Here is a 13,285-nt window from a genome sequence, read left to right as displayed (position 1 = left end):
CGGGCCGTCTTCGGTCACTCGGATTCCGGCCGGCACAACACCGGGTTCTCCAGCTCCGCACACGGCCGGTCTCCATAGGAGCGGAGGATGTCCGCGCCGACCTGGTTGGTCAGGTATCGCAGAAAGCTGGCGGCGAGTGAGTCGGCCTTCGGCTCGCCGTGGGTGTAGGCGTACTCGGTCTGCCAGAACGGGTAAGCGCCGTGATCGGCGCCCTCGAGGGTGGCCGCGTGCCCGTCGATCCGGACCGTGCGCACCTCCTCGCGCCGCGCGGCCGCACCCAGTTCGCTGTAGCCGATGGCACCGGGCGTCGTCGCCACGGTCTCCAGCATGCTCGCGGTACCGGCCCGGCGACAGCGGACTACTTCTCCTGCCAGCTCCGGCGCCTTGGGTTCGATGCAGTCATTGGAGTTCTCCCCCGGCTCGACCGCACCGAGCACCCGCCGCTCCAGAGTCGTCCGGGTCCCCGATGCGGACTCCCGGTCCACGATCCGGACAGGGAGGTCGTTTCCGCCCAGTTCCTTCCAGTTCGACACCCGGCCGGCGAAAACGTCCCGCACCTGCGTCCGCGTGAGGTCCTGGACCCCGGTATCGGGGTTCGTGACGAGCGCGAACAGCAGGAACGCGATCGGTCGCGGCAGCAGTTGCGGTGCGCGATTTCCCTTGGCACCGTCGGAGAACGCGAGCATGTCAGGTCCCTTGTCCTGACTGAGCCTTTCCAGGCCCGCGGAACTGCCCGCCATCTCGAGGACGAACTCCGCGCCGGGGCACGTCCGCGCATACGCGTCCGTGGCCTCGCGCAGGACGGGCGCGAACGCGGTCGAACCGGTAATCGTGAGCTCGCCGGTAGCGCAATCGAGCGGAGCTGGATCCGCCGTGGTCAGTCCGATGACGAACGGTTCGGCGAGCGCGACGGAGACCAGGAAGTAGATCAACACGGTGACCCAGCGCGGGATTCCCGTACGACTTTTGGTCTCCCGAATCGCACCGTTGTGCACGCCGCCCTTGATCCCGGCGATCACCTCGGGTTCGGCGAAGGTCTTCCCTTCGTGGCCCGCCCGTTCCAGAACCGTCAGAACCTTGTAGTGCTGGCCGGCATTCAACGGGACTCTGGGCAGCTCGATGACGCCCACCATGCGGTTCGACTTCTCGACGTTACGCACACCGAGCCCGGATTCGGGGCCGAAGTTCTCCCGCAGGAACTCGTCACTGAGTTCGGTCACCACCATCCCGGCCACCCTGCGCCCGGGAAAATTGATCTTGATTCCACCCTTGACGTCGTCGAGGACGGCGTAGTCGGTCGTATCGACGTTGGTCGTGCCGGTGTTCTCGATGCGCAGCAGGACGAACGACGGGTCAACCAGTGGCGCCCCGCCCTCGCGCTCCAGCCGCCGCAAGGCACCCGCGTTCTCGGACGCCACCTCCTGCCGGGCGGTGGTGTCCATCTGCACGCGGTAGCCGAGCCGTTTGCGGCCGACGAGGACGAACTCCCACAGGAACGCGAAGATCGGCACGACAAGTGCCAGAACCGCCAGGACGATCTGCCACGGGAAGTCGGACAAGCAGACCTCCGTCATGCCGGGGACACAGGAAGAGACAGAGGTCCATCTTGTTCGAGTCCGGTCGGCGGGGGCCGTCGATCAGCGGGCTGTTCGGCAGGTGTTCACCTGGTGTTGGACGGCCACATCGCACGGCGCGCTCGCACAACCTGACGGCGGCGACCACCTGCCCTTGGCCACCGCGTTCTGGTCAAGGACCTACGTCCCGGCTCGGTGGCCGTGGCGTGACCTGCTTCTCGGCGGCGGCTTTCAGACCCAAGGCCTCAAGCTGGACGTAGCGACGCATCCGCCGCCCGAGCAAAGCCCGACCACCGGTGCCAGCGCACCGCGTTGCGTCAGCCCGAGTACGAGGCGGCTACGGCGTCCTGCGTCGAGTTCATCGATGACGTGGGTTGCGGTCGTGGTGACCCCGCCCGCCGACGCGGTCCAGGAGAAGGCCTGCCCAGGGAGGAACTCGGACACGGTCCAGACCAGGGGCCGCATCCTCGGCTGGGCGATCCGCACCCGGCGACCCGGGCCCAGCCGGGGGTCGAGCATCTCGACGGAGTCGATCGAGTCCGTCCATTCCGGCCACGCGCGCGGATCCGACAACGCCGCCCACAGCGCCGCGAGCTGGGCGTCTACCTCCATCTCCGATCTGTACCATATGGTACATGGCGGATGAGGCGGGCAAGATGAGCGGCAGGGACACGCTGCTGCACGCGGCCCTCGAACATTTCGCCGACCGGGGCGTGACCGACCAGAGCCTGCGCGGGCTTGCGGCGGAGATCGGGACCAGCCATCGCATGCTCATCTACCACTTCGGTTCCCGTGAGGGACTGCTGGCCGAGGTGGTCGGCACCGTCGAGCGGCAGCAACGAGCCACCCTCGCGGAACTGGCCGACACGGCGGACGCCGAACCGCGGGAAGCCGTCCTGCGCTTCTGGTCCCTCGTCGTCGGACCCGCACTGCGCTACGGCCCGTTGTTCTTCGAACTGTCCGCCCACGCGATGCAGGCACAGCCGCACGCCCGCGCGCTGCGGGCCGCGCTGGTCGAACCGTGGCTCGACGCGTTGTCCCAGTTGCTCCGGCGCGCAGGCCACGCCCCGGCGACTGCCCGGGTACACGCCAGGCTCGGCCTTGCCGTGGCGCGTGGATTGCTCCACGACGTCCTGCTCACCGGCGAGGTGCGGGCAGTGGACGAGGCCATGGAGTCGTTCGTCGACCTCGTCCTGCCGGGCTGAACCGGTGGTCTGGCTCCGGCGCGCTCAGGGCTCCTGGCGTACCTCGGCCAGGCGCACCGGACGATGCTCCCGGCGAGACAGTTCACAGGCCTCGGCGACATAGCTCGCCGCCAGTGCGTCGGCCACGGTGCACGCCTGCGTGGGCATACCGTGCACCGAAGCCACGAACGCCCGCAGTTCCGCGACGTACGCGGGCTGAAAACGCTCGATGAACGTCGCGTACGCGGGCCCGGCAGGCCAGGCCGTTCCCGCCTCCGCCGAGCGCAGCGGCATCCGCTCGTCCAGCCCTACCGCGAGGCTCTGCCGTGAGCCCATCACCTCCAGCCGCACGTCGTAGCCCGCCGCGTTGTAGCGGGTGGCCGAAACCAGCGCGATCGTGTCGTCGGCAAGGGTCAGCACCGCGCCGAGAGTGTCCACATCGCCGGCCGCACGGATGAAGTCGTCGCCGCGGTTGACACCCACCGCGTAAACCTCGGACACCTCCTGTCCGCTCACCCACCTGATGATGTCGAAGTCGTGGACACTGCAGTCGCGGAACAGACCGCCGGAAGTGGGGATGTACGCGGCGGGCGGCGGGGCGGGGTCCAATGTGGTGGCCCGCAGGGTGTGCACCCAGCCCAGCTCCCCCGAAACCACGGCAGCACGCGCGCTCGCGTAGCCGGGATCGAAGCGGCGCTGGAAGCCGATGTGCACCGGTACATCGGCGTCGGCCACGCGGCGCAGCACGCGAACCGTCTCCCCGATGTCAGAGGCGACCGGTTTCTCGCAGAAGGCAGGGATCCCTGCCTCGACCGCCTTGACGATCAGCTCGGGATGCGCGTCGGTGGCGGCGGCGATGACCAGTCCGTCGAGGCCGGAGGCCAGTAGCGTGGCGACCGAATCGACCTGTGCCGCACCGAGTTTGCCCGCGACCTCCGCGGCACGCTGCGGGTCGGCGTCGGTGATGACGAGTTCGTCCACCCCGTCCAGCCCGCGCAGGATCTCCGCGTGCATGGCACCGATCCGGCCCGCACCGACGAGTCCCAGTCTCATCCTTGTTCTCCTCCGGTCACGGATTGCGGGGATTCGGTGGTCGCCCTGACCACCAGTGAGGGGTGCAGCAGGTGGCGCACCGGATCGGCGCGGGCGCCGCGAACGCGTTCCAGTAGTGCCTCGACCGCCAGCCGTCCCATCTCCGTACGGGGCTGATCCACAGTGGTGAGGGAGATGTGTTTGAGCGCGGCGAGCGAGGTGTTGTCATACCCGACGACCGAAACGTCCTCCGGCACACGCAATCCGGCCTCCTCGAACGCGGAGATCGCGCCGACGGCGTTGAAGTCGTTGCCCGCGAACACCGCGGTGGGCAGGGGCACATCGGAGGAGAGCAGTTCCCGCACCGCCTTCTCCCCCGCCGTATCGGTGTGTTCGCTGCGAATGACCAGCGGTTCCAGCCCATGGCGAGCCATCGCCGAGCGGTAGCCCTTGCGGCGGGCCGCGGCCGTCGCGGCGCCGTCACCATCGAAATGCGCGATGCGCCGGTGACCAAGTGCGACGAGATGATCGATCGCCAGTGCCGCGCCCGCCTCGCCATCGTCGTTGACGGTGTCTACTGTGGCCAGTCTTGAGGTCCGGGATACGAGCACCACGGGACATTGCCCCGCGGCCTCCTCGATGGCCGCGGCGGGCAGCACCGGCGAAAGCAGTACGACGCCGGCGGGACGGAAGGAGAGCAGGCTACGCAGCGCGGAGCGTTCCCGGCTCGGCCGCCTGCCTCCGGTGTTGAGCACCAGATGGAAGCCCGCCGCGCTGGCCGCCGCGTCGAGCCCCTCCACCACCTCGGCGAAGAACGCGTTGCGCAGGTCCGACACCATCACTCCGAGCACAGTGGAGGTCCGGCTGGCCAGCGAACTGGCCAGCACGTGCGGGGAGTAGCCCAACTCCTCCGCCGCCTTCAGTACCGCCGCCCTGCGTTGGTCACTCACTTTGGGTGAGCCACGCATGACCAGCGACACCAGTGCACGTGACACACCGGCCCGCGCGGCCACGTCCTCCATGGTCGGTCGGACCACCATGCCTCCCCGCCGGAAAAGTCCTCCCTTGACACTGCTGTGACGCAGGCTACATCCTTGGAGCGCTCTAATCAATAGAGCGCTCCAACGCCCGGAGCGCGGGAGAGGTCACCGATGACAGTGCTGTTGAAGCCGTCCGGCATCCGCATCGCCGGCGCCCCGATCTCCTGGGGTGTATGCGAAGTTCCGGGTTGGGGCCATGTGCTCGATGCGCAGACCGTGCTCGGACAGATGTCCGAGCTGGGCCTGCGGGCAACCGAACTCGGGCCGCCCGGCTACCTGCCCCGCGACCCCGCCGCGCTACGCGACCTGCTCGAGACCTACCGGCTGAGCTTGGTCGGCGGCTTCCTCGCCGTACCACTGCACGAACGGCCCGGCGCCGCATTACGTGAGGCCGCCGACTCCGCCGCGCTGTTCGCCGCGTGCGGAGCCGACGTGCTCGTACTCGCCGCCGCCACGGGGCTCACCGGCTACGACGAGCGGCCCGCACTCACCGAGCGGCAGTGGCACACCCTCGTCGACACCGCACACCAGGTGGCGGACACCGCCGCACGTCATGGCCTGCGCACGGTGTTGCACCCGCACGTCGGCACGCACGTCGAGACCGCCGTGGAGGTGGAACGTTTCCTGGCCGACTCCCACCTGCCGCTGTGCCTGGACACCGGGCACCTGATGCTCGGTGGCACCGACCCGGTGGACCTCGCCAAACGCCATCCCGGCCGAGTGGGCCATCTGCACCTGAAGGATGTGCGAGCCGATCTCGCGGCCCGGGTACGGGCGGGTGAGATCGGCTACCAGGCCGCGGTGGCGGAGGGCCTCTACGTCCCGCTCGGTGACGGAGACGTCGACATCGAGGCCATGGTCAGGTTCGTGCACGAAGCCGGCTACGACGGGTGGTACGTGCTGGAGCAGGACACGGCACTCGCCGAGGGCGGCTCACTCGACCGGCCAAGCGACGACACCGCGCGAAGCCTGGCGCAACTGGCCCGAATAGTCGATCGTCTCACACGGTTCCCGTCGAACAGGAGTGACAATGGCGTCAACGAAATCTGACCTGTCCAGATCAACCAGGTCGATCCGTTTCCCCCGGCTGACCCGAGTGCTGACCATCGCCGCGGCCGGGTTGCTGCTCGCCGCGTGCAGCGGACCGGGCGGGGAACAGAGCGGCGGCGATGTGGAGCAGAACCAGCAGGCCGAGGGCGCGCTGCGCGTCGCGGTGATCTCGCACGGCACCGCCGGTGACGCGTTCTGGAACGTGGTGAAGAACGGTGCCGAGGCGGCAGGGCGCGATCTCGGCGTGCAGGTCGAGTACAACTCCGACGGCGACCCGGGCAACCAGGCCAAGCTGATCGACAACGCCGTCGCGCAGGGGGTCGGCGGGCTGGTGGTGTCGATGGCCAACCCCACCGCACTGCGCACCTCGATCCAGAACGCGGTGGACGCCGGGATCCCGGTGATCACCATCAACTCCGGTGACGAACAGAGCGCCGAGTTCGGCGCGCTCACCCATGTCGGGCAGAACGAGACCATCGCGGGCGAGAACGCGGGCGCCAAGTTCAAGGAGCTGGGCAAGACAAAGCTCCTGTGCGTGATCCACGAGGCAGGCAACATCGGCCAGAATCAGCGCTGCGACGGTGCGCGGCAGGGCTTCGGCGGGGACGTGCAGACCCTGCAGGTCGACATCAACAACCCGGCCGACGTGGAATCCCGCATCAGGGGTGCCGTGCAGACCGACTCCGCGATCGACGCGGTACTGGCGCTGAACTCCCAGGTGGCCGCGCGCGCGGTGACGGCGATCCAGGCGGCGGGATCAGAGGCGCAGGTGGCGACGTTCGACCTGAACTCCGACGTGGTGGCCGCGATCAAGTCGGGCGACGTGCTGTTCGCGGTCGACCAGCAGCAGTACCTGCAGGGATATCTGCCGGTGTCCTTCCTGAAGCTGCACCGGGACAACGCCAACATCGTCGGCGGCGGCAAGCCCGTGCTGACCGGGCCCGACCTGGTCGAGAAGGACGACGTCGACCGGATCGGGCAGTTCGTGGAGCGAGGCACCCGATGACGGTGACCACGTCGCCGCCACCCGTCGACGAGCGGGTGGCCACCCCGCGGCTGTTCGAGCGGCTCATCGTCCGGCCGGAGATCGGCGCACTGCTCGGCGCGGTGGTGGTGTTCCTGTTCTTCTCCGTGGTGACCGAGCAGTTTCTCAGCCCGAGCGGGGTGGCCACCTGGCTGGACGACTCCTCCACCCTTGGCATCATGGCCGTCGGCGTGGCCATGCTGATGATCGGCGGAGAGTTCGACCTCTCAGCGGGGGTGATGACCGCCTCCACCGCGCTGGTCACCGCGACACTGGCCACTCAGGCCGGCTGGAACGTCTGGCTCGCGCTGCTGGCCTCCCTGGTGTTCGCACTGGGCGTTGGTGCCTTCAACGGCTGGCTGGTGTTGCGCACGGGGCTGCACAGCTTCATCGTCACGCTCGGCACCTTCCTGGCGCTGCAGGGGCTCAACCTGGGTGTCACCCGCTTGGTGACCGGCACGGTTCAGGTGTCCGGCATGCGCGCCACCGACGGCTACGAGTCCGCGGGACTCGTGTTCGCGTCCACACTGGACATCGGCGGCACCTCGTTCCAGGTATCCATCCTGTGGTGGATCGGCTTCGCCGCTCTCGCCGCGCTCATCCTGGTCCGCACCCGGTTCGGCAACTGGATCTTCGCCGTCGGCGGCGCACCCCTGAGCGCCCGCGCGGTCGGCGTTCCACTGGTGCGCACCAAGATCATGCTGTTCATGACCACCGCGCTGGCGGCGTGGCTGGTCGGCTCGATCAACGTTCTGCGCTTCGCCAGTGTGCAGGCCAATCAGGGCATCGGGCTGGAGTTGCAGTTCATCGTCGCCGCGGTGGTCGGCGGCTGCCTGCTCACCGGCGGGTTCGGCTCGGCGATCGGCGCCGCGATCGGTGCGCTGATCTTCGGGATGGCCCGGCAGGGCATCGTGTTCGCCCGCTGGGACAGCGACTGGTTCATGCTCTTCCTCGGCGTGCTGCTGCTGGCCGCGGTACTGGTGAACAACACGTTCCGGCGCAGGGCGGAGAGGGTACGACGATGAGCGAAAGGGCGAAAAACCAGCCACTGATCGAGGTCGCCGAAATCGGCAAGACCTACGGCAGCGTCATCGCCCTGCGCGATGTGTCCACTGTGGTGAGGGCAGGTGAGGTCACCTGCGTGCTCGGGGACAACGGTGCCGGTAAGTCGACATTGATCAAAATCCTCGCCGGAGTACACCAACACGACTCGGGCGAGTTCCTGGTGGAGGGTGAGCCCGTGCGGTTCGCCTCCCCCCGCGACGCACTCGACCGCGGAATCGCCACCGTGTACCAAGATCTGGCGGTCGTCCCGCTGATGAGCGTGTGGCGCAACTTCTTCCTCGGCTCCGAACCCACGAGACGCCTCGGGCCGATCCGGCTGCTCGACCGCCGCAAGGGCAGGGCGACCACCAAACAGGCGCTGGCCGACATGGGCATCGACCTGCGCGACGTGGAGCAGCCGGTGGGCACGCTTTCCGGTGGTGAACGCCAGTGCGTGGCGATCGCCAGGGCGGTGTACTTCGGCGCGAAGGTCCTCATCCTCGACGAGCCCACCGCCGCGCTCGGGGTCAAACAGGCCGGTGTGGTGCTGCGGTACGTGGCCCAGGCCCGCGACCGCGGTCTCGGTGTCGTGCTGATCACGCACAACCCGCACCACGCCTATCCGGTGGGCGACCGGTTCCTGTTACTCAAGCGCGGTGCCCCGCTGGGCAGCTACGAGAAGTCGGAGATCGAACTACCCGAGCTGACCAGGCAAATGGCAGGCGGCAGCGAACTGGCGGTACTGGAGCACGAGCTGCGTTCGGTGGAGAGCCAGTGACTCCGGAGGTTCTGACGATCGGCAGGGTCGGGGTGGACCTCTACCCCGAGCAGAGCGGGGTGCCACTGGCCGAGGTACGCACGTTCGCCAAGTCACTCGGCGGGACCGCGACCAACGTGGCGGTGGCGGCCGCACGGCTGGGCAGGCGCACCGCGGTGCTCACCAAGGTCGGGCCGGACGGCTTCGGCGACTACGTGCGCTCGGCACTGCGGGGGTTCGGTGTGTCCGCCGCTCACGTCGGCACCGCCGAACACCTGCGCACACCCGTGGTGTTCTGCGCGCTGGACCCGCCGGAGGATCCGCCGCTGCTGTTCTATCGCTCCCCCGTCGCACCCGACCTCACGCTGACCGAGGAGGACGTGCCGTGGGAGCTGGTACGGCAGGTGCCGCTGTTGTGGGTCACCGGAACCGGAGTCTGTACCGAGCCCGCGCGCGGCACGCAGCGCAAGATCCTGGAACACCGGGAGCGGCGCACGAACACCGTGCTGGACCTGGACTACCGGCCGATGTTCTGGCCGGACCTGGCGACCGCGCGCACCGAGATCGGCGCGCTGCTCGACCACGTGACGGTGGCCGTGGGCAACCGCGTCGAGGCCGAAGTGGCCGTCGGCAGCGGCGACCCGGCCGAAGCGGCGCGCCGGATGCTCGACCGCGGGGTACGACTGGCGATCATCAAGCTGGGGGCCGACGGGGTGCTGATGGCCACGCCGGACGGGTCGTGGACGGTGCCGCCACGGCCGGTGCGGGTGGTGTGCGGTCTCGGCGCGGGCGACGGTTTCGGCGGGGCGCTCGCACACGGACTGCTGGCCGGCTGGGATCCCGTTCGCACAGCCCGCTACGCCAATGCCGCCGGTGCGCTGGTCGCGTCCCGGCTCGCCTGCGCCGATGCCATGCCCACCACGGAGGAGATCGAGGAGTTGCTGAGCACATGATGTCCGACGCTCGCTGGCGGGAGCTGTTGAGTACGCGCGCCACCAACCCGGGCGCGGTGGCGCACGCCTACGGCAACCGGCGCAGGCGCCCTTCGCTGCTTTCCGGCGACGGCACGCTGTTCCTCGTCGCCGCCGACCATCCGGCCCGCGGTGCGCTCGGAGTCGGCGACGACTCGCTGGCGATGGCCGACCGCCGCTCGTTGCTGGAGCGGTTGCTGGTCGCGCTCGAACACCCGGCGGTCGACGGCCTGCTCGCCACCCCGGACGTCGTGGAAGAACTGCTGCTGCTGGATGCGCTGCACGACAAGGTGGTGATCGGTTCGATGAACCGGGGCGGGCTGGCCGGCGCCGACTGGGAGATCGACGACCGCTTCACCGGTTACACCGCTCGGGCGATCGCCGAAAGCGGCCTCGACGGCGGGAAGATGTTGCTACGGCTGGTGGATTCCGACCCAGGGACGGTGCCGACACTGCAGTCCTGCGCGCGGGCGGTCTCCGAACTCGCCGCGCACGGGCTGATGGCGATGGTGGAGCCCCTGCCATACGAGGCACAGCCCGGCGGCGGACTGCGACTGCGACGCGATGCGGCCGCACTGGCGCGAGCCGTCACGGTGGCCTCCGGCCTCGGCGAGACCTCGGCGCACACGTGGCTCAAGCTGCCCGCACCCGAGGACGACGTCGCACTGAATGCGACGACGCTGCCGATGGTCGTGCTCGGTGGGATTCCCTCGCCCGATCCGGCGGCAGACCTGCGGTCCTGGGGGCGGGCATTGCGGCATCCAGGTGTTCGCGGTCTCGTGGTGGGCCGTGCACTGCTCTACCCGCCCGACGGCGACGTGGGCGCGGCGGTGGACGCGGCGGCGAAGGTACTGGAGGCGGCGAGATGAGTTCGTTGCACCGTCCATTGGGGACGTTGCGGGACGGCGCCGACCCGGTGTTGCTGACGCCGGAGCGGGCCGGGTGGCATTACACCGGGCTGCGGGTGCTGCGGCTGGAGCCCGGTGTGGCTCGGACGATCCAGACCGGCGAGTTCGAGGCCTTCATCCTGCCGTTGTCCGGGGGCTGCACGGTGCGTGTCGACGATGAACGGTTCGTCCTACACGGCCGGGACTCGGTGTTCAGCAGGGTCACCGACTTCGCCTACGTGCCCCGCGCTGCCGAAGTGGAACTGCTCGCCGTCAACGGCGCCGAAGTGGCACTGCCGATGGCGCGCTGCACGCGCAGGCTTTCACCGCTGTACGGCCCCGCGGAGAACGTGCCGGTGGAGGTACGCGGAGGGGGCCGGGCGACCCGGCAGGTGAGCAATTTCGGTGTGCCGGGGGTGTGGGACCACGCGGACAAGCTCAATGCCTGCGAGCTGATCACCCCGGACGGCAACTGGTCGTCCTACCCGCCGCACAAGCACGACGAGGCGACCGAATGCGAGGTGGTCAATGAGGAGGTCTACTACTTCCGGATTTCTGGTGCGGGCGGCTTCGGGCTGCATCGCACCTACACCGCCGACGGTGCACTCGACGAGAACGTGGCGGTGCGCGACGGCGACGTCTTCCTGATCCCCCGGGGCTACCACGGACCATGCGTCGCGGCGCCCGGATACCCGATGTACTACCTGAACGTGCTGGCCGGCCCCGCCGAGGAGCGGTCGATGGCCTTCTGCGACGACCCGGCGCACGGCTGGGTACGCGACACCTGGCAGCACCAGGAGTTGGACCCACGGTGCCCGATGACGAACGCGGAAGGAGTGTCCTGATGCGACTCACCACCGCGCAGGCGCTGGTTCGCTGGTTACTGGCACAGCGCTCGGAACTGCTGGACGGCAGGGAGGTTCCCCTGTTCCCCGGGGTGTTCGCGATCTTCGGCCACGGCAACGTGCTCGGTCTCGGCAGCGCGCTGGCGGAACATCGCGAGGAGCTACCGGTGTGGCGCGGGCACACCGAGCAAGGGATGGCGCTTGCCGCGGTGGGGTACACGCGGGCCACCCACCGCCGCCAGGTGGGCGTCGTGACTTCCTCGATCGGCCCCGGTGCGTTGAACATGGTCACCGCGGCGGGGGTGGCGCACGCCAACCGGCTGCCGCTGTTGTTGCTGCCCGGCGACACCTTCGCGGGCCGCGCTCCGGACCCGGTGCTGCAGCAGGTCGAGCATTTCGGCGATCCGACGGCGACGGTGAACGACGCGTTCCGCGCCGTGAGCCGCTACTTCGACCGCATCACGAGACCCGAGCAGCTGATCGCGACGTTGCCGCAGGTGGCCAGGGTGCTCACCGATCCCGCCGACTGCGGACCCGTCACCCTGGCACTGCCGCAGGACGTGCAGGCGGAGACGTTCGACTTCCCGGATGCCCTGTTCGCGCCGCGGATTCACCGGGTACCCCGGCCACGCCCCGATCCTGGTTCGCTGGACGATGCCGCGGCCGTACTCCGGCGGGCTCGGCGGCCACTGCTGGTGCTGGGCGGCGGGGTCCGCTACTCGGGGGCAGCCGGGCGGGCGCTGCGGTTCGCCGAGCGGCACCGCGTGCCGGTCACCGAGACCACGGCCGGGCGCACGCTGGTGCCGCACGATCATCCGCTGCACGCCGGACCACTGGGCATCACCGGGTCGGCTTCGGCGAACCGGCTGGCGGCGGAAGCCGACGTGGTGCTGGCGGTGGGCACCAGGTTGCAGGATTTCACCACCGCGTCGTGGACGGTGTTCTCCCCCGATATGCGGCTGGTGACCCTCAACGCGGCCCGGTTCGACGCGGTCAAACACGGGGCGCTCGCGGTGGTGGGCGATGCCGATGCGGGACTGGCCGAGCTGAGCGAGTCGTTGGCGCAGTGGCGCGCGGACGAGGAGTGGACAGTACGTCCGGCCCGCGAACGCGCCCGCTGGGACGCGCATATCGACGCACTGCGCACGCCGGGCGGCGAGCCGCCGACCTACGCGCAGATGGTGGGGGTGGTCAATGAGCAGACCGGGCCGGAGGACTACGTGCTGACCGCCTCCGGCGGACTGCCCGGCGAACTGATCGGCGGCTGGCGCGCCACCGGGGTGTCCACAATGGATGTCGAGTACGGGTTTTCCTGCATGGGCTACGAACTGGCCGGCGCCTGGGGCGCGGCGATGGCCCGGCCTGCGGGTGTGGTCACCACCCTGCTCGGTGACGGCTCGTACCTGATGCTCAACTCCGAACTGTTCTCCGCCGCATTCGCCGGTCACCCGTTCGTCGCGGTGGTCTGCGACAACGACGGGTACGCGGTGATCGCTCGGTTGCAGGAGGGCCAGGGCGACGCCCCGTTCAACAACCTGTACGCCGACTGCCGCAGTAAGCACGCGGACCCGCCACGGGTCGACTTCGCGGCGCACGCCCGCGCACTGGGTTGTGCGGTGTTCACCGCCTCGACGGTCGCGGATCTCGCCGCGGCCTACCGTGAGGCCAGGACCGCGGCGCTGCGGCAACGGCGGCCTGCGGTCGTGGTGATCCGCACTCACCCGGCGGCCTGGACCGAGGCGGGCGCGTGGTGGGAGGTGGGTGTGCCCGAACACCTGGCAGGACATGCCGAACTCGCCCCGCACAAGGCGGCGCAGTTGCGTTACCTCGCGCCGCCTGACGAAAGTTCTCGCTGAAACCCGGTACGAGCACGCATT

General features: G+C 69.3%; 13 protein-coding genes. 9 read left to right on the top strand and 4 right to left on the bottom strand.

The window, feature by feature from the left end; translation table 11 throughout:
- Positions 1–14: 14 nt before the first annotated feature.
- Positions 15–1,574 carry a substrate-binding domain-containing protein gene (locus D0C15_RS10105; RefSeq protein ID WP_162829981.1) on the bottom strand — a complete coding sequence of 520 codons (1,560 nt, stop codon included), beginning with the start codon at positions 1,572–1,574 and terminating at the stop codon, positions 15–17.
- A 231-nt stretch (positions 1,575–1,805) separates the two neighbouring features.
- Positions 1,806–2,186 carry an SRPBCC family protein gene (locus tag D0C15_RS10100; protein WP_116043292.1) on the bottom strand — a complete coding sequence of 127 codons (381 nt, stop codon included), beginning with the start codon at positions 2,184–2,186 and terminating at the stop codon, positions 1,806–1,808.
- 23 nt (positions 2,187–2,209) lie between these two features.
- Here D0C15_RS10100 and D0C15_RS10095 point away from each other — a divergent pair, with 23 nt between their 5' ends.
- Positions 2,210–2,779 carry a TetR/AcrR family transcriptional regulator gene (locus D0C15_RS10095; protein ID WP_245975687.1) on the top strand — a complete coding sequence of 190 codons (570 nt, stop codon included), beginning with the start codon at positions 2,210–2,212 and terminating at the stop codon, positions 2,777–2,779.
- Between the two features lie 24 nt (positions 2,780–2,803).
- On the opposite strand, the gene D0C15_RS10090 is transcribed toward D0C15_RS10095, so the two are convergent.
- Positions 2,804–3,811: a Gfo/Idh/MocA family protein gene (locus D0C15_RS10090; protein WP_116043289.1), complete on the bottom strand. Its 1,008-nt coding sequence runs from the start codon at positions 3,809–3,811 to the stop codon at positions 2,804–2,806.
- On the bottom strand, positions 3,808–4,827 hold the full coding sequence (locus tag D0C15_RS10085) for a LacI family DNA-binding transcriptional regulator (protein WP_116043581.1): 1,020 nt from the start codon (positions 4,825–4,827) through the stop codon (positions 3,808–3,810). Before D0C15_RS10085 ends, D0C15_RS10090 begins: the two co-directional genes overlap by 4 nt.
- A gap of 114 nt (positions 4,828–4,941) precedes the next feature.
- Here D0C15_RS10085 and D0C15_RS10080 point away from each other — a divergent pair, with 114 nt between their 5' ends.
- The 8 genes from D0C15_RS10080 to iolD are packed head-to-tail and all read left to right on the top strand — an operon-like array spanning position 4,942 to position 13,264.
- Positions 4,942–5,880 carry a sugar phosphate isomerase/epimerase family protein gene (locus tag D0C15_RS10080; protein ID WP_116043287.1) on the top strand — a complete coding sequence of 313 codons (939 nt, stop codon included), beginning with the start codon at positions 4,942–4,944 and terminating at the stop codon, positions 5,878–5,880.
- Positions 5,861–6,886, top strand: a complete 1,026-nt coding sequence (locus D0C15_RS10075; RefSeq protein WP_116043285.1) for a sugar ABC transporter substrate-binding protein — start codon at positions 5,861–5,863, stop codon at positions 6,884–6,886. Before D0C15_RS10080 ends, D0C15_RS10075 begins: the two co-directional genes overlap by 20 nt.
- Positions 6,883–7,929, top strand: coding sequence for an ABC transporter permease (locus D0C15_RS10070; protein ID WP_116043283.1), 1,047 nt, complete (start codon positions 6,883–6,885; stop codon positions 7,927–7,929). The genes D0C15_RS10075 and D0C15_RS10070 overlap by 4 nt, the downstream gene beginning before the upstream one ends.
- Entirely contained in the window at positions 7,926–8,726 is an 801-nt protein-coding gene (locus D0C15_RS10065) for an ATP-binding cassette domain-containing protein (RefSeq protein WP_116043280.1), read from the top strand. Before D0C15_RS10070 ends, D0C15_RS10065 begins: the two co-directional genes overlap by 4 nt.
- On the top strand, positions 8,723–9,658 hold the full coding sequence (gene iolC, locus D0C15_RS10060; RefSeq protein WP_116043278.1) for a 5-dehydro-2-deoxygluconokinase: 936 nt from the start codon (positions 8,723–8,725) through the stop codon (positions 9,656–9,658). The genes D0C15_RS10065 and iolC overlap by 4 nt, the downstream gene beginning before the upstream one ends.
- A complete protein-coding gene (locus D0C15_RS10055) occupies positions 9,655–10,545 on the top strand; it encodes a Cgl0159 family (beta/alpha)8-fold protein (protein ID WP_116043276.1) in 891 nt (296 codons plus the stop codon). The genes iolC and D0C15_RS10055 overlap by 4 nt, the downstream gene beginning before the upstream one ends.
- Positions 10,542–11,408, top strand: coding sequence for a 5-deoxy-glucuronate isomerase (gene iolB / locus D0C15_RS10050; protein WP_116043274.1), 867 nt, complete (start codon positions 10,542–10,544; stop codon positions 11,406–11,408). Before D0C15_RS10055 ends, iolB begins: the two co-directional genes overlap by 4 nt.
- Positions 11,408–13,264 (top strand): 3D-(3,5/4)-trihydroxycyclohexane-1,2-dione acylhydrolase (decyclizing), encoded by a 1,857-nt coding sequence (iolD, locus tag D0C15_RS10045; protein WP_116043272.1) that lies wholly within the window; start codon positions 11,408–11,410, stop codon positions 13,262–13,264. The genes iolB and iolD overlap by 1 nt, the downstream gene beginning before the upstream one ends.
- Positions 13,265–13,285 lie beyond the last annotated feature (21 nt).

Source organism: Amycolatopsis palatopharyngis, assembly GCF_003385185.1.
Taxonomy (GTDB): domain Bacteria; phylum Actinomycetota; class Actinomycetes; order Mycobacteriales; family Pseudonocardiaceae; genus Amycolatopsis; species Amycolatopsis palatopharyngis.
Note: the sequence above shows the minus strand (reverse complement) of the source record. Positions and strands in the feature narration are given on the sequence as shown.